This is a genomic window from Rhodoferax sp. (assembly GCF_025354435.1).
Taxonomy (GTDB): Bacteria; Pseudomonadota; Gammaproteobacteria; order Burkholderiales; family Burkholderiaceae_C; genus Rhodoferax_B.
On sequence record NZ_JANXMU010000020.1, the window covers coordinates 1 to 17555 of the forward strand.

A 17555-nucleotide genomic window follows, 5' to 3' on the forward strand; every position below is an offset into this window, starting at 1 on the left:
GAACATCTGGATCGAAGAAGCCAAGAAAGTGCTGGCCCAGCCCGCCTACCAGGGTCTGAAGCTGGTCAGCGTGGTCTACGGTGACGACCAGACCGACAAGAGCTACCGCGAAGCCCAAGGCCTGTTCAAGAGCTACCCCAACCTGAAGGCCATCATCGCCCCCACCACCGTGGGCGTAGCAGCTGCGGCCAAGGCCGTGCAGGATGAAAAGAAGGTCGGCACCATCTTCGTGACCGGCCTGGGTTTGCCATCTGAAATGGCCGGCCATGTGAAGAGCGGCGCGGTCAAGTCCTTTGCCATCTGGAACCCCATCGACCTGGGCTACTCGTCGATCTACGCGGCCAGCCAGTTCATCTCGGGCAAGGTCACCGGCAAGGCGGGCGACAAGGTGTCGCTGGGCCGTGTGGGCACCGTCACGCTGGATGCAAATGGCGAAGCAGCGATGTCCGAGCCCTTCACCTACGACGCGACCAACGTCGAGAAATTCGCCAAGTTTTTCTAACACCCCCAGGCTGCAGTGCTGCGCATCTTTCGCCAACCCCCCTCGCATCGGTTTGCCAAAACCGATGCGACACGCAGGGGGCAACACCAGCAGCCTGGCAAAGCCAGTTCTGCGGTGTTCCGCGAAGGCTTGCGTTCTGGCTGACCGGTTGCTGGTCAGCCAACAAGTTTTCTGGGGCATCTCTGTCAGGGTAGGTGCCCCTTTTTTATACAAGCTGGATTCTTTCAATGTCTGAACAATTGTTGAGCCTGCGCGGTGTCCACAAGCGCTACGGTGCCACCCATGCGCTGCGCGGGGTGGACCTGGAGCTGCGCGCAGGGGAAGTGCTGGCGCTGGTGGGCGAAAACGGCGCGGGCAAGTCCACCCTGGTCAAGATGCTGACCGGGGTGATCCCGGTGGACGAGGGCACGATCTCACTGCGCGGCGTGGCCCATACCTTTGCCAACGCCCAGGCTTCGCAGGCCGCGGGCATCCTGGCGGTGCACCAGGAAACGGTGATGTTCGAAGAACTCAGCGTGGCCGAAAACATCTACGTGGGCCGCCATATCATGCGCGGCCCCTTCATTCACTGGTCTGCCATGAACACACAGGCCCAGGCCGTACTGGAGCAGATCGGTGCCCGCTTTAACGCCACCACCCTGGTCAAAGACCTGAGCTTGGCCGAGCGCCATCTGGTAGAAATTGCCCGGGCCTTGTCGCAAAAAGCCGCGGTGGTGATTCTGGACGAACCCACCGCCGCCCTGTCGCAGGCCGAAATCCGCGACTTCTACGGCATCGTGCGCAAGTTACGCGACCAAGGCGTGGGCGTGATCTTCATCACCCACAAATTCGACGAGATTTTTGCCGTGGCCGACCGCTATGTGGTGCTGCGCGACGGCACCGCCGTGGGCAGCGGCGCGATTGCCGATGCCACCGAGCAAGAGCTGGTCAAGCTGATGGCTGGACGCGCCATCGACCAGATCTACCCGCACATTGCCTCCACCCCCGGCGAGGTGGTGATGTCGGTCAAAGACCTATCGCACCCCACCGAATTCCAGAACCTGTCGTTCGAACTGCGGCGTGGCGAGATTCTGGGTTTTTACGGCCTGGTGGGCTCGGGGCGTAGCGAGGCCATGCTGGCCATCATGGGGCTAAACCCCGCCGCCACCGGCAGCTTTGTGGTCAACGGCCAAAAGCTCAACGCCCGCCGCCCCGATGACGCGATTGCCGCCGGTATTGCCTACGTGCCCGAAGAGCGCCAGCGCCAGGGGGCCATCCTGAGTTTTTCGGTAGAGCACAACATCAGCCTGGCGGGCCTGGCGCGGTTTTCACGCGGCATCTGGCTGTCGAAGCTGCGCGAGTCGGCCCTGTGCCAGCGCATGGTCGAGCGCCTGCACATCAAGACCGCATCGCCCGACACCCTGCTGTCCGGCCTGTCGGGCGGCAACCAGCAAAAGGTGGTGATCGCCAAATGGCTGGGACTGGACCCGCGCATCGTGATCCTGGACGAGCCCACCAAGGGCATCGACGTAGGGGCCAAGCAGGCCGTGTACCAGCTGATCGCCGAGATGGTGGAGCAAGGCCTGGCGGTGATTCTGGTGTCCAGCGAGCTGCCCGAGGTGATGCACCTGGCGCACCGCACCATCGTCATGCGCCGGGGCCTGCAGGTGGCCGAGTTCGCCCGGGCCGACGCTCTTGCCGAGCAGATCGTGGCCGCCGCTTCGGGCCTGGCCCATGCACCGGCCTCCTGCCCGGCGGCGGTCCAAATTGAACTAGAGGCGGTTGCCGCATGAAAAATCTCACTTCTATCCGCCGCGAGTGGCTGCTGCTGGCCATCATCGCCGCCATCGCCCTGGCTGTGGGCGCACGTGCTCCGGTGTTCTTGACCTGGCGCAACGGCCTGGACATTGCCAACGACTCGGCCATTCTGGCCATCCTGGTGATGGGCCAGATGATGGTGCTGCTAACCCGCGGCATCGACCTGTCGGTAGCCTCCAACCTGGCCCTCACCGGCATGGTCTGCGCGCTGCTGGGCAAGGCCTGGCCGGGTGCCTCGGTGCCGGTGCTGCTGCTGGTGGCGCTGGCCGTGGGGGCGTTGCTGGGCGCAGTCAACGGCTGGCTCATCACCCGCTTTGACCTGCCACCCATCGTGGTGACATTGGGCACGCTGTCGGCCTACCGGGGCGCGATTTTTGTGGCTAGCAAGGGCGCGTGGGTGTCCGACCAGGACATCCACCCCGCCATCAAGGGCCTGCCGCGCGAAACCTGGCTGGGCTTGCCCGCGCTGGTGTGGTTTTCCCTGGTGGTGCTGGTGCTGGCGGCGGTGTTTTTGAAGCTGCGCCGCGAAGGCCGCGAGATTTACGCCCTGGGCGGCAACCCGCATGCTGCGGCGTACGTGGGCATATCGGCCCGCAAGCGGCTGATGATGGTCTACACCCTGTCGGGCATGTTGGCCGGGCTGGCCGGGCTGCTGTGGGTGGGGCGCTATTCCATTGCCTATACCGAGCTGGCAGCGGGCTACGAGCTGACCGTGGTAGCCGCCTGCGTGATTGGCGGGGTGAGCATTGGCGGCGGCGTGGGCTCGGTATTGGGCGCAGCGCTGGGCGTGCTGTTCATTGGCGTGGTCAACGGGGCTCTGCCGGTGATCCAGGTGTCGCCGTTTTGGCAGCAGGCGATTGCCGGGGCCGTGATTTTGATCTCGGTGGCAGTCAATGCGCGTTCTGAACGCCGTGCAGGCCGCCAGATTCTGGAAAACACCACATTCAAAGGAGCCACGGCATGAAGGCCTGGAACACATGGGAACGGGTTTTACTGGCCCTGCTGGTGCTGTTGCTGGCGGGCTTTGGCTGGGCGCAGCCGGGCTTTATGTCGGTGGACGCGCTGGCCGACAGTACCTTCAACTTCAGCGAAAAAGGCATTCTGGCGCTGGCCCTGGCCCTGCTGATCATCACCGGCGAGATCGATTTGTCGATTGCCGCCATCCTGGCCCTGAGTTCGCTGGCCATGGGCTACGCCATGCAGGCCGGGGCCGGTCCGCTGGGCATGGTGCTGGCGGCGTTTGCCACCGGCGGTGTGGCCGGTGCGGTCAACGGCGTGCTGGTCACGCGCTACAAGCTGCCGTCCATCGTGGTGACCATCGGCACGCTGTCGCTGTACCGGGGCCTGTCCATGGTGGCGCTGGGCGACAAGGCCATCTCGGGCTACCCCGAGGTGTTCTCCACCCTGGGCAACAGCTACGTGGGCGAGGTGATCGGCGTGCGCTGGCTCACCCTGCCCATCGAATTCGCCATCTTGCTGCTGGCCGCGGTGGCGGTGGGCATCACCTTGCACCGCACCGTGCTGGGCCGCAGGCTGTACGCCATTGGCGCGAATCCGGTGGCGGCACGCTTCTCGGGCATCGAGGCCGACCGGTACCGGCTGGCACTGTTTGTTTTTGCCGGACTAATGGCTGCTCTGGCCGCCATTTTGCTGACCGGTCGCATCGGCAGCACCCGCCCCAACATCGCCATGGGCTGGGAGCTGGATGCCATCACCATGGTGATCCTGGGCGGCGTGGCCATTGAGGGCGGGCGCGGCAGCATCGTGGGCACCATGCTGGCGGTCTTGCTGCTGGGCCTGTTCACCTTTGCCATGGGCATGGCCAACGTGACCGGCATCGTGATGTCGATGGTGATCGGCGCGCTGCTGATCGTGTCCATGGTGCTGCCACGCCTGTTCAAACGCCGGATGGTGCACGCATGAGCACCGAGAAATACGCCTTTCGCATGTTCCTGAACCCCGGCTGCGTGGCCGAGTACAAGAAGCGCCACGACGCGATCTGGCCCGAGCTGGTGGCTCTGCTGAAGTCGGCGGGGGTCAGCGACTACAGCATCTACCTTGATGAAGAGAACCACACTTTGTTCGCGGTGCTGCGCCGCAAGTCCAGCCACAGCATGCACAGCCTGCCGGAACACCCGGTGATGCGGCGCTGGTGGGCGCATATGGCCGACCTGATGCGCACCAACCCCGACGGCAGCCCGGCGGCAGAGCTTCTGCCCTGCCTGTTCCACCTGGACTGAAGCCATGTTGGACACAACCTTGGACTTGACCCTTGTCATCGACATCGGCAAAAGCCACGCCAAACTGCTGCTGGTAGACGACCACGGCAGCGTTCTGGAGCAGCATGGCCGTAAAAACGCGCCAGTGGGTACGGCGCTGGGCTACAGCGCGCTGGACATTGGCGGCCTGACCGACTGGATCTGCAGCACGCTGGCGGCATCGGCCCTCACGCCACGCTGCGCCCGTGCCATTGCCAGCACCCATGGCGCTGCCTTTGTCGGCATCACCGCAGATGGTTTGGCCTGGCCGCCGCTGGACTATGAGTTCGACAGCTTTGCCGACCAGACCAGTGCACTGCACCACGCCTACCAGCGCCAGCGCGATAGTTTCGGCATCACCTTGTCGCCCGATTTGCCGGTGGGCCTGAACGCCGCCCGCCAGCTCTACTGGCTGCAGCACACCCATCCCGATGCCTGGGCGCGCACCCAAACCCTGCTGCCCTACCCACAATACTGGGCTTGGTGGCTCAGCGGCGTGGCGGCCAGCGAAGTATCGTCCCTGGGTTGCCACACCCAGCTCTGGGCACCGGACAGCCAAGATTTTTCGCCCCTGGCCAAAACCCAGGGCTGGGCCGCCAAGTTCGCCCCCCTGGCCCCGGCCTGGCAGGTGCTGGGCTGCGTGCGCCCGGCACTGGCCGATGCCCTGGGCCTGCCGCGCAGCTGCGAGATCCACGTGGGCGTGCACGACAGCAACGCCTGCCTGGCCCGCTACCTGTCCAGCACGGCCGAATTGACCGTGGTGTCCTCCGGCACCTGGACGGTGCTAATGGCCCCCGACGCACCCACGGGCACGCTGGACGCGCAACGCGACATGCTGTGCAACGTCAACGTGCGCGGCCAAGCCACACCCACCGCCCGTTTCATGGGTGGCCGAGAGTTTTCCGCCTTGCTGGGAGATGCCCCTGCCGACCTGGGTACGCTGGAAGATGCCCAAGCCCTGCTGCGCAGCCACACCAGCGCCCTGCCCAGCTTTGCCCCGCAAGGTGGCCCCTTCATGCACCGCACCGGTGAAGTGCGGCGCGCCGGCCAGTCCATCACCTTGCAAGCCTTGGCCCCTGCCGAACGTTCGGCCCTGGCTGCCCTGTACTGCGCCCAAGTCACCGCGTGGCTGGTACAGCAATTGCGCCCCAGCGCCACAGCGTCCACCGTCATCGTTGAAGGCCCCCTAGCCCACAACCGCCTCTATCTAGGCCTGCTGCAAGCCCTGCTGCCCGGCCACACCTGCTACGCCAGCATCGATGCCATGGAAGGCACAGCCCGCGGTGCCTGGATGCTGGGCCGCTGGGAGCAACCCACAGCTTCCCAGCATTTGCTGGCCGCACCGGCCTACCGGCTGGATGGGCTGCCGGAATACCACGCACAGTGGCTGGACAGTTGCTTGGCGGAGGCCGCATAGAGGTACTATATTTTTGATAGCTACTTGTGTACGTAGAACCTACGCTAGCGGCCTTTTTCTTTTAAAAAAATAAATACCCTAGCGGACATGCTCGCCAAATACTAACCACTATCATGCAAGCCAATGACTGCTTTGCGCTTGCCCTCCCATTCGCTCATCGGTGCTACCACAGCGGGCGGGCCAGAGGACATGGGGCCGCCGCCCGCTTTTGCGGTGCCGGGCAGCCGTTTTGGTGCCTACACCGTGCAGGAACTGCTGTACCAGGGTCGGCGCTCGGTGGTGGTGCGCTGCCTACAAGACGGGGTGCCGGTGGTGGTGAAGTTCTTGCGCCGGGCCCAACTGGGGCCGGGCGACGTGGCCCGGTTTCGGCGTGAATACGAGCTGTCGCGCCGCGTGCGCCACGCCCATGTGGTCAGCGCCGACACACTGGACAGCCACGGCGGCGTGCTGTTTCTGGCCATGCCGGACGACGGCGCGGTATCGCTGCGCAGCCAACTGCAGCACGGGCCGCTGCCGCTGGCCGATGCCTTGCGCATTGCTATCGCGGTGGTGGATGCGCTGGAGGCCATCCACGGCCACAACATCCTGCACAAGGACATTGCGCCCAGCAACATCATCGCTGACCTGGCCCGCGGCACCGTCAAACTGATCGATTTCGGCATCGCCGCCGACATGTCGGTCGAGCGGCCCCAGGCCACCAGCCTGCGCGACCTGGAGGGCACGCTGGCCTACATCGCCCCTGAGCAAACCGGCCGCATGCACCGCGACCTGGACTACCGGGCCGACTTCTACGCCCTGGGGGCCACGCTGTTTGAGCTGCTCACCGGCAGCCCGCCGTTTGGTGCTGGCCAAGACCCGGTGCAGGCCGTGCACGCCCACCTGGCGCGCACTCCGCAGCCCGCGCACAGCCTGCGCCCGGACGCGCCGACGGTGCTATCGGGCCTGGTGGCACGGCTGCTGGCCAAAGACCCCGAGGCCCGCTACCAAAACCACCAGGTGCTGCGCCGTGACCTGCAGCGCATCCTGCAGCACCTGCACAACCCGCAGGCGCTGGACGCGCTGGTGCTGGCGCAGGGTGATTTGTCCGAGCGGTTCCAGGTGTCGGGTCGGCTGTATGGCCGGGCCGATGGCGTGCGCCGCATACTGGACGTGTTCGAGGCGGCCGCTACCGGCCCGGCGCATACGGTCACCATCGCCGGGGTGTCGGGCATCGGCAAAACCGCGCTGGTGGGCGAGGTGCAGCGCAGCCTGCTCGGCCACCGTGGCCACATGGTCAGCGGCAAATTCAACCAGTTTGGGCAGCACACACCCTGCGCGGCTTTTGTGCAGGCACTGGAGCAGCGCGCCCGCCAGGTGCTGGCGCTGCCGCCCGATGAGCAGGCGGTGTGGCGCGAAGCGCTGCTCAGCCTGCTCGGCCCGAATGCCGCCATGGCCCGTACCGCCCTGCCCGAGCTGGGCGTGTTGCTGGGCGATGCCCTGCCGCCGGTGGCAGAACTCGGCCCCACCGAGGCCGAAAACCGTTTTCTGCGCAGCATGCAGCAGTGCTTTGCCGCGCTGGCCCGCGCCGATGCCCCGCTGGTGGTGTTCATCGACGACCTACAGTGGGCCGACCGCGTCTCGCGCCGCCTGCTGCGCGAGCTGGCGCTGGACGAAGGCCTGCAGCACATCCTGCTGATCGCGGCCTACCGCGCCGACGAAGTCCCGCCCGACCACCCGCTACAGCAAGACCTGACCGCGCTGGCCAGCAACGGCGGGCGCAGCCTGGCGCTGAGCGTCGGCGCGCTGCAAGCCGACGATGTGGCCCAGTTGCTGGCCGACACCCTGCAGCAGCCCCTGCCCCAGGTGCAGACACTGGCCCAGCTGTGCCTGGAAAAAACCGGCGGCAACCCCTTCTTTCTGGGCCGGTTTCTGGAGGACCTGCACCGCCGCCAGCTCATCTGGCTGGACCGCAGCCAGCCGCGCTGGTGCTGGTCGGAGCCGCGCATCCGCAGCGAACATATTGCCGACAACGTGGTCGCCCTGATGCTGGAGCAACTGCGCCGCCTGCCGCCCGATACCGGCAGCCTGCTGACCACCGCCGCCTGCCTGGGCAGTCGCTTCACCCTCGATACGCTGGGCACCGCCTGCCAACGCCCTAGCCACACCGTGCTGCGGGCCCTGGCCCCGGCCCTGGCCGCCGGGCTGCTAGTGCCCCAAGACACGCACTACCAATGGATGGCCATGCTGGAGGCGCATGAAAGCCAGGGCCTGCGGGTCGAGCTGGCCTTTGTGCATGACCGGGTGCAAGAAGCCGCCTACCTGCTGGCTGCGCCGGCGGAGCGCCCGGCTCTGCACCTGCGCATTGGCCGCTTGCTGCGCGATGGCGCACCCGGCCAGCCGCCCGACTTCGCCGTGGTCAACCACCTGAACCAGGGCCAGGCCCTGATGGACGGTGCCGCCGAACGCCGCCAGCTGGCCGACTTCAATGCCCAGGCCAGCCAGTGGGCTTGTGCCGCCGCGTCCTTCGATCTGGCCGCCGACTATGCAGCCCAGGCCATCGCCCTGCGGGGAGCCACGCATTGGCAAGACGACCCGGCCACCGCGCTGGATTTGCAGGTGCACGCCGCCCGCATGGCCGCGCTGAAGGGCGACGCGGCAGCCATGGATGCGCTGATCGACACGGCGCTGCCCTGTGTGGCCGACCCCAGCGCCCACGCCCGCCTGCTGGACGTACGCATCGAATCCTTCTACGCCTCCGGGCGGTTGGACGAAACCCTGGAGCTGGGCCTGTCCGTGCTGCGCCTGCTGGGCACTGCACCGCCGGTGGCCGCCACGCCCGCCGCCGCCATGCAACTGGTAGCTGCCGCCCGCGCCGAAATCGACACCCTGGGCATAGACACCATGGCCGCCCAGCCGGCCATGACCGACCCGCTGTGCCTGCAGCAGCTCAGCGTGATCGCCAAAATGACTGCTGCTGCCTACATCGCCCGCCCGGCTCTGCTGCTGCTGCTGACGGTGATGCAGGTACGGCTGATGGTGGCGCGTGGCCACGCCCCGGCGGCACTGTCGGCCTACTCGGTGATGGGACTGATGGTGGCCGAATTTCTGCGCGACTACCGCTTTGGCACCCGGTTGGGCCGCATGTCGATGGCACTGATCGAGCGCCACGGCTGGCGGCACGTGCAGGCGCATGCGGGCTTTTCGTTCAACGCCTTTTTGCGGCACTGGACCGAGGGCATCGCCAGCGGCCTGCCTGCGCTGCGCGAGGTACACCAGCAGGGCCTGGAAAACGGCAGTCTGCGCCACGCCGGGCTGGCCCTGTATGTGCACGACTACCACGCCTTTTTAACCGGCACCCCGCTGGCCGAGCTGGACACCATGCTGGCGCTGCACGCTACCACGCTGCGCCGCATCCGCCAGCCGGTGGCGCAGGACTACCAGGGCGCGCTGCGCGCGGCCATCCACACGCTGCGCCAGCCCCGTTTTGCCGATGTGCCCATGGAAACCAAGGCGTTTTCTGCCCAGCAACTGGAGCAGACCTACACCGCCCGCGCCGACCAGACCGGCACCCTGTTCCTGCAGGCTTGGCGCTGCATGCTGTACACGCTGGCGGGCCAGCCCGACGCAGCTGTGGCCGCAGGCGATGCAGCGCAGCTGCTGTTCCCGGCCGGACGCGGCATGGTGATGGTGCCGTTTTGCCTGTTTTTTACCGCCATGGCCGCGCTGGACCGCAACCAAACCGCGGGTAGTCCGTCCGATGCCCAGTTGCACACCCGCTGCACCGCCGCACTCGACCGGCTGGCGCTGTGGGCGCAAACCTGTGCCGACGTGCGGCCCTTGCAGCACCTGCTGCGCGCCCGCATACTGCTGGCCGGTGTGTTGCCCCATACCGCCGGTGCAGCGCCCATGCTGGCCGAGTTCGATGCCGCGCATCAGGCCGCGCAGGCCATCGACAACCTGCTGGTGCAGGGCCTGGTGCACCGCTACCGCAGCCAGGCACTGGTACTGGCCGGGCCGCCGCACGCCGCCGCGGCCAACGCCGAGCGGGCCGAAGCCCGGGCCCTGTTTTTACGCTGGGGCAGCCGGGCGCTGGTGGACGCGATGGCACTGGAAGAGCACACCACGCCGCGGACCGTCCCCCACGTACCTTTGGCCGCCCTGCATGCCGACACCGGCACAGAAACCGACACCGTCGTGGCCGTGCCCGGTAGCGCGCTGGACCTGTCCACCCTGATGAAAAGCGTGCAGGCGGTGACCGGCGAGACCACCCTGGACACGCTGCTGGTCCGTCTGGTGCACGTACTGCGCGAAAGCGCCGGGGCCAGCCGCGCCAGCATCGTTCTGCGCGACCAGGGCCAATGGGTGGTGCAGGCCGACAGCGGCATCGACGGACCGGCCGCCGCCATCCAGGTTATGGAAGGCCTGCCGCTGGAGGAAGCCGCCACTCGCCTGCCGCGCGAGATGCTGCGCACCGTGCTCAGCACCGCCAGCCCGGTGCTGGTGCACGACGCGGCCCACGACCCGGCTTGGCGGCGTCTGCCCTACTTCCGCGAACGCACCACCCGCTCGGTACTGTGCATGCCACTGGTGCGCCAGGGTCGGGTGCTGGGCGCGCTGTACCTGGAGAACGAGGCCGTCAGCGGAGCGTTTTCGCCCGAGCGGATTGTGTTTTTGGAGCTGCTGTCGGGCAACGTGGTCAACGCCATCGACAACGCCCGCCTGGTAACCGAGCTGCGCAGCCTGGCCGACACGCTGGAGCAGCGTGTGGCCGACCGCACCCGCGAGTTGCGCGAGAGCGAGGGCCGCACCCTGGCGATTCTGCAAAACGCCCCGCTGCCCATGACGGTGACGCGCACGGCCGACAATGTCTTCGTTTACGCCAACGAGCGGGCCGCCGAGCTGGCTGGCATGCCCGCTGCCGCTCTGCTGGGCCGCGAGCCGCGCAGCATGTACCGCAGCCCCGCCGACCGCGACCAGATGCTGGAGCAGTACCGCCGCGAGGGCGTGCTGCGCGACTACGAGATGTGCCTGGTGGTGGCCCAGGGGCGTGAAATTTGGGCGCTGATCTCGATGGTGCCCATCATTTACGACGGCCAGCCCTGCGCCCTGTCCACCATCATCGACATCAACGAGCGCAAGGGCATGGAAAACGCGCTGCGCCAGATCGCCACCACCGACAGCATGACCGGCATGGCCAGCCGCAGCCACTTCATGGGCCACGCCGAGGCCGAGTTGGCCCGCGCACGCCGCCACAGCCGCCCGCTGTCGATGGTGATGCTGGACGTAGACCACTTCAAGCAGATCAACGACCGCCACGGCCACGCCATGGGCGACAGCGTGCTGCGCGTGCTGACCCGCACCTGCCGGTCACTGGTACGCCAGCAAGACCTGGTGGGGCGACTCGGTGGCGAAGAGTTCGGCATCCTGATGCCCGAGACCGACAGCGAAAACGCCTTCGCCCTGGCCGAACGCCTGCGCAGCGCCATTGCCGCGCTGTACCTGGCCACGCCCCGCAATGCCACGGTGGCCGTTACCGCCAGCTTCGGCATCAGCACCCTGCTGCTCGACGACACCCTGGACAGCCTGCTGGCCCGCGCCGATGCCGGGCTGTACCTGTCGAAAAATGCAGGCCGCAACCGGGTGAGCTGCGCACCGGTGCAGTCGCGCTACTGATAGGTCATACTATATTTTTTATAGCTACTCGCGTAGGTAGAACATACGCTAGAGGCCTATTTTCCTTATAAAAATAGGGTTTTTGCTTGCCCTTACACTCAAGGCCTCTGCGCTTGACAGCGCAGAACAGCGTTCTCAGGGCGGGGTGGAATTCCCCACCGGCGGTGATGGCAGCGATGCACAAGCCCGCGAGCGCCTCTGGTTGCTTAGCCAACCAGAGGGTCAGCAGATTTCGGTGCGATTCCGAAGCCGACGGTCAGGGTTTTCACGAGCCTCAAAGTCCGGATGCAAGAGAACGCGCCATGTGCACAGCCGTCTGTGGCGGCCTGTGTCTGCGCGCGTGCGTCCTGGGTTGGGAACATTTTTTGCCAACACCTCTTATGACCACGACCACCACAACGACAGCTACCGCCCCCTTGCGCATCGCCTTCATCCAAGCCACTTGGCATGCCGACATCGTCAACCAGGCCCGCAACGGCTTTTTGGCCGAGATGGCACGCCACGGCGTACCCGCCAACGCGATCGACCTGTTTTCGCTGCCCGGTGCCTTCGAGATTCCGCTGCATGCCAAGAAGCTCGCCCAGACCGGCCAGTTCGATGCCATCGTGGCCTGCGCGCTGGTGGTGGACGGCGGCATTTACCGCCACGAATTTGTGGCCAACGCCGTCATCCAGGGCCTGATGACGGTGCAGCTAGACACCGGCGTGCCGGTGTTCTCGGCAGTGCTCACGCCGCACCACTTCCATTCGCACGCCGAGCACCAGCAGTTCTTTGGCGACCACTTCGTGCACAAGGGTGCGGAAGTAGCGCAAGCCTGCCTGGCCACCGTGGCCAGCCTGCGCAGTCTGGATGCCCAACTGGCCCGTTAAAACCGGCTGGTAGAGGCAAACGCGCCCGACACCACGCGGTTGCGGCCCTGGTGTTTGGCCTGGTAGAGCATGGCATCGGCCTGTTCCAGCAGCAGAGCCGGGTAGTGGCGGCCACCGGCGCTGATGTGCACCGCGCCAATGCTGATGGTGACCACATTGGCCACCTGCGAGCCCGCGTGCGGCAGGCCCAGGGCCATCACGTCGGTGCGCAGGCGCTCCAGCAGGTGGTCTAAATCGGGCACGGCGGGCAGTAGCAGCACGAACTCTTCGCCGCCGTAGCGGGCTGCCAGGTCGTAGGGCCGCCGGGCAAAGCTGGCCACCACCTGGGCGATGCGGCGCAGCGCGTCGTCGCCCGCCGGGTGGCCGTACAGGTCGTTGTACTGCTTGAAAAAGTCCACGTCGATCATCGACAGCCCCAGCGACTCCTTGCGCCGCGCCGCCAATTGGCACACCACCTGCAGCGATTCATCGAACGAACGGCGGTTGGCAATGCCGGTCAGGCCGTCGCGGCTGGCCAGGCGCTCCAGCTCCTTGCGCTGGGCAATCAGGCGCAGGTGGTTGCGGATGCGGATGCGGGCCGTCGCCGGGCGGATGGGCTTGACCACATAGTCCACCGCGCCTAGCAGCAGGCCTTGCTCTTCGCTGCGGGCATCGTTAAGCCCGCTGATGAAGATCACCGCGACATGGGCGGTGCGGGGGTTGGCGTGCAGGGCCTGCAGCACTTCGTAGCCGTCCATTCCGGGCATGGCGATGTCGAGCAGCAGCAGGCAGATTTCGGGCTCTTCGCGCACCCTTTGCAGGGCCGTCGGGCCGTCTTTGGCCAGCAGCACGCGGCATTCGCCGTGCAGCAGATCGGCCAGCACGGTGCGGCTGGTGCGGTCATCATCGACGATCAGCACGGTGGGCAAAGCGAGCATCTCCATGGGTGTCAGGCGTCTCCAGGGTTGTCTGCCAGCGCTTCGGCCAAGACCTGCAAGGTCGCGCTGGCGGCAGACAGATTTAGGTCTTCAAACTGGGTCAGGGCGCTATCGGCCATGCGCGCCAGGGCGGTGCGGGCCAACGCGGAGCGGATGCCCAGCAGCAGCTCGGCCGCCGCGTAGTTGCCCTGCGCCACCATGGGCCGGGCCTTGGCGATGCGCGCCAGCACGGCGGCAACATCCACAGTGGCGTTACTGGCATCGGCATCGGCTTCAGCGTTATGGGAGTGGTCGTCGATTAGCAGGCCCATGGCACTTTTGAGCACGGTGTCTAGTTGCAGGCACAACAAGGCCACAGCCTCGGCCAGTTGCTCCGGGGTGGCGTGCGGGGCAAGTTGCTCCAGACGGACGGCAGTATCGGCCAGGGCATCGGCCCCCAGGTAGCGCGCCGTGGATTTGAGGGTATGCGCGTGGGCGGAGATGCTGTTGCGCGACGGTAGCGCCCGGGGCGGCCGCCACTGGGCTGGCAGGTTGGCAAAGTCACGCACAAAGCCGCCCAGCACGCGCTGCAGGCTGGCCGGCCGTCCGCCCAGGCGCACCAGGGCCAGCCGCAAGTCCACGCCGGGCAGGTCGTACAGCAGACAGGTGTCGGCAAGCACCGGCGCTTCGGCGGCGGTCTGGGGCAGGCTGCACGGCAGCTGGGGCACAAATTGCAACAGGGTCTGGTACAGCAGCGACTCGTCGATCGGTTTGCCCAGGTAGGCATCCATGCCCGCGGCCAAGGCGGCCGGATGGCCCACCTGCGAGTCGTGTGCCGTCAGCGCAATCAGAGGCAGGCTGGCCCAACGCGCCTGTTTGCGGATCTCGCGGCTAGCGGCCAAGCCGTCCATCACCGGCATCTGCAGGTCCATCAGGACCATGTCAAAGTCCCTGTGTTCCAGGTATTCCAGGGCTTGCTGGCCATCGGCGGCCAGCACTACCTGCATGCGCACTGCCTGCAAAAATTCGCTGGCAACCTCGCGGTTCAGGGCGTTGTCGTCCACCACCAGCACCCGCAGACCGGCCAGCGAAGCCAGCGCCGGGTCTTTGGGCAGCCACTGCACCAGCAGGCGGGCCAGTTGTTCGGGGTCGAGCGGTTGGGTCAGGCTGTCGTCCATACCCGCCTCCAGGCAGGCCTGCGGCTCGGCAGCACGCTCACCATCGGCCACTTCCACCAGCCCCAGCACGGGCAGGTAGGCCCAACGCGGTTCACTGCGCAGCGCACGGGTGGCGGCCAGGCCGTCCATACCGGGCATGTGGTGCGCCACCAGAACCACATCGCACGGCGCAGCCTGCAGCCGGGCCAGCGCCTGGGCACTGTCATGGGCGGTGTCTACCTGCATGCCAATTTGCTGCAAAAACTCGACCACCACCTCGTGGTCCAGTGGGCGTTCGGCCAGCAGCAGCACCCGCCGTTGCTGCAAGCGGCCCAGGTCCAGGGGACTGTCGCTTTCCGCACTGGGCGGGCCAGTCCAGGTGTTGCCCAGCGCATCGACCAGGGTGTTGAACACCAGCGACTCGGTCACGGGCTTGATCAGCACCCCGGCCAGGCCCAGGCTTTTGGCTTCCGTGAGGAGCGCTTCGCGGGCGTAGGCGGTGACCATCAGCATCACCGGAATGGAGGCCCAGGCCGCGTAGGCCTTGATCTGGCGGGCCGCTTGCATGCCGTCCATACCGGGCATACGCCAGTCCATCAACACCATGTCGAACGGACGGCCCTTGTCGTGGGCGGCGCCCAACTGGGCCAGTGCAGCCGGGCCCGAGTCGGCCTGTTGCACCACCATGCCGAAGCCGCGCGCCAGTTGCGCCAGGATGCTGCCCGCGCTGGCGTTGTCGTCCACCACCAGCAGGCGGCGGCGCTGCAGGATGGGCGCGTTGCGTTCCACCAACGGCGGGGCCACCAGGTTGGGGTGGTGCAATGGCACGGTAAAGCTGAAGGTGCGGCCCACCCCGGGCGCACTGGTCACGCCAATGCGCCCGCCCATGTGCTCCACCAACTGCTTGCAGATCGACAGGCCGAGTCCGCTGCCGCCGTAGTCGCGGCTGACCTGGTTGTCGGCCTGCGAGAACGGCAGGAACATGCGGGCAATTTTCGCCACGTCCAGCCCCACACCGGTGTCACGCACCGAAAACCGCAGCAGGTAATCGCTGGCATGGCTGTCGGATACCAGCACCACCGACACCACCACCTCACCCTGGGCGGTGAACTTGACGGCATTGCCCACCAGATTGCCCAGCACCTGGTTAAGCCGCAGCGCGTCGCCCACCAACCGCGCGGGCACGTCGGGCCCGACGGCGTAGGCGATCTCGAGGCCTTTTTCTTCGGCCTTCAGGGCATGGGCCACCGACACCGATTCGAGCAGCGACTCCAGGGTGAATTCGGCCTCAACCAGGGTCATCTTGCCGGCTTCGATCTTGGACAGGTCCAGCAGGTCGTTGACGATGCCAAGCAGCAACTGGGCTGACACGTCAATCTTGTCCAGGTAGTTACGCTGCTTGCCTGACAGCTCGGTTTGCTGCACGAGCCGGGTCATACCCAGCACGGTGTTCATGGGGGTGCGAATTTCATGGCCCATAAAGGCCAGAAACGCGCTCTTGCCGCGCTCAGCTACCTCGGCAGCCTCTTTGGCTGCGGTGAGAGCGTCAGCGGCTTCGCGGGCGGCGGTGATATCCCACACCGTGCCAATAGCGCGCGCCGGGCGGCCATCGGCATGGCGGTGGACTTGCCCGTGAATCTGCACCGTACGCACGGCCCCTGCAAGCTGCACGATGCGCAGCTCCATATCCAGCACGGAAGTGTCGCGCAGTGCCGTCTGCCACTGCCGGGCCATGGCACGGATGTCGTCGGGGTGAAAGCGTGCCAGCAGCTGCTTTTGGCTGCCGTCAAACTCGCCACGCTGCAGGCCAAAGACGGCGTAGGTCTGGTCGTCCCACAGGTAGCGGTTCTGGGCGAAATCCAGCTCCACAATGCCGACGCCTCCGGCCTGGGTGGCCAGCAGCAGACGTTCTTTTTCTTGCGACAGCGCATCGCTGAGCTCGCGGTAGCGGGCTTCGCTGGCGCGCACGGCTTCAGCCCGGGCACGCAGCACCGTATCCGCCTGCTCCAGGCTTTGGCGCAGGCCTTCAAACTCCGCGACCGGCGACACGGCGATGGCCGGGCCCAGATCGGCCGTCCCCTGGGTGTCGGTGGCCACCCTTTCGGCGTTGTGCGCCAGGGCCTGCACCGGGCGCAGTACCAGCCGGGTCACCCACAGCACCAGAAACAAAGCCAAACACAGGGCCAGCAGTGCACCGGCCAGCAGCGTGCCCAAAGGCCGGTGCCAGCGGGCGTTGAACCGCTCCAGCGGCTCGCCCACCACGACCACCCAGCCGGGGGTATGCGCCAGGCGCTGGAAGCCGATCACCACCGAACGGCCCTCCAGCGACAGGGCTTCAAAAACACCACTTTCGGCATCCAGGACCTGTAGCCGTGCCCAGTCGGGCACGGTGGTGCCCACAAACCGCTCCGAATCCCACGAGCGGGCTACCAGCCGCCCGTTGCCGTCCACCACCGCCACCAGGTTGTTCGAGGGGATGCTGCGCTGCTGTAAAGAACGCACCAGCTCCAGTGGCGACACCATCAGCGCCAGCACCTTGCGGGCCCCGCCGGATTCCTGGTAAGGCACGCTGAGAGCCACGCGGGGGGCATCCTGCTTGGCGCCGGTCATGAACACGTTGGACACCCTGCGCTCCGGGGCCGCCAAGGCCTGGGCGCGTATGTCGGGTGGAATGCCTTCGGCGGCCAGGCTGGCAATCGGGGATGGCTTGGCATCTTCGCCAACCTGCGCCAGGATGACGTAGTCCTCAAGGTGGTGGTCCACTCCCAGCAGGCCAGGTGGATGGTTGGCCGCCAGCGTGGCCAGGGCTTCCAGCATGGTAGTGCGGGCGGCCATCTCGGTATCGACCACCTGGGCCAGAGTACGGGCGTTTTCCTGCAACTGGTGGGTGGAGGCATCGCGGTACACATGGGCGACCTGCCACATGGCGAACGCGGCCGCCCCGGCCATGGGTAGCAACGCTACCAGGACCAACGCCATCAAGTAAAACCGCAAGCTGCGCGGGCGC

At 66.5% G+C, this 17555-nt stretch carries 10 protein-coding genes and 1 riboswitch; of the genes, 8 read left to right on the plus strand and 2 right to left on the minus strand.

The features are described from left to right. The 8 genes from Q0T48_RS05120 to Q0T48_RS05155 form a co-directional block, all read left to right on the plus strand. Positions 1 to 502: substrate-binding domain-containing protein (locus Q0T48_RS05120; RefSeq protein ID WP_295953344.1), on the plus strand; the 502-nt coding region annotated here is incomplete at its 5' end. A 227-nt stretch (positions 503 to 729) separates the two neighbouring features. Next, positions 730 to 2274, plus strand: coding sequence for a sugar ABC transporter ATP-binding protein (locus Q0T48_RS05125; RefSeq protein WP_295953347.1), 1545 nt, complete (start codon positions 730 to 732; stop codon positions 2272 to 2274). Then, the gene (locus Q0T48_RS05130; protein WP_295953350.1) at positions 2271 to 3263 is read left to right on the plus strand and encodes an ABC transporter permease; all 993 of its coding nucleotides are present in this window, start codon (positions 2271 to 2273) and stop codon (positions 3261 to 3263) included. The genes Q0T48_RS05125 and Q0T48_RS05130 overlap by 4 nt, the downstream gene beginning before the upstream one ends. Further along, positions 3260 to 4222, plus strand: coding sequence for an ABC transporter permease (locus tag Q0T48_RS05135; protein WP_295953353.1), 963 nt, complete (start codon positions 3260 to 3262; stop codon positions 4220 to 4222). The genes Q0T48_RS05130 and Q0T48_RS05135 overlap by 4 nt, the downstream gene beginning before the upstream one ends. Further along, complete coding sequence (rhaM, locus tag Q0T48_RS05140) at positions 4219 to 4539, plus strand: L-rhamnose mutarotase (protein ID WP_295953356.1); 321 nt, start codon at positions 4219 to 4221, stop codon at positions 4537 to 4539. Before Q0T48_RS05135 ends, rhaM begins: the two co-directional genes overlap by 4 nt. 4 nt (positions 4540 to 4543) lie before the next feature. After that, on the plus strand, positions 4544 to 5974 hold the full coding sequence (locus Q0T48_RS05145; protein ID WP_295953359.1) for an L-fuculose kinase: 1431 nt from the start codon (positions 4544 to 4546) through the stop codon (positions 5972 to 5974). 132 nt (positions 5975 to 6106) lie between these two features. Beyond that, positions 6107 to 11626, plus strand: a complete 5520-nt coding sequence (locus Q0T48_RS05150; RefSeq protein ID WP_295953361.1) for a diguanylate cyclase — start codon at positions 6107 to 6109, stop codon at positions 11624 to 11626. Positions 11627 to 11753: 127 nt separating this feature from the next. Then, positions 11754 to 11927, plus strand: a riboswitch (FMN riboswitch). Between the two features lie 79 nt (positions 11928 to 12006). Then, a complete protein-coding gene (locus Q0T48_RS05155; RefSeq protein ID WP_295953365.1) occupies positions 12007 to 12495 on the plus strand; it encodes a 6,7-dimethyl-8-ribityllumazine synthase in 489 nt (162 codons plus the stop codon). Here the strand turns inward: Q0T48_RS05155 and Q0T48_RS05160 are convergent. Further along, entirely contained in the window at positions 12492 to 13412 is a 921-nt protein-coding gene (locus Q0T48_RS05160; RefSeq protein ID WP_295953368.1) for a diguanylate cyclase, read from the minus strand. The genes Q0T48_RS05155 and Q0T48_RS05160 overlap by 4 nt on opposite strands. A gap of 11 nt (positions 13413 to 13423) precedes the next feature. Further along, positions 13424 to 17527 carry a response regulator gene (locus Q0T48_RS05165; RefSeq protein ID WP_295953373.1) on the minus strand — a complete coding sequence of 1368 codons (4104 nt, stop codon included), beginning with the start codon at positions 17525 to 17527 and terminating at the stop codon, positions 13424 to 13426. Positions 17528 to 17555 lie beyond the last annotated feature (28 nt).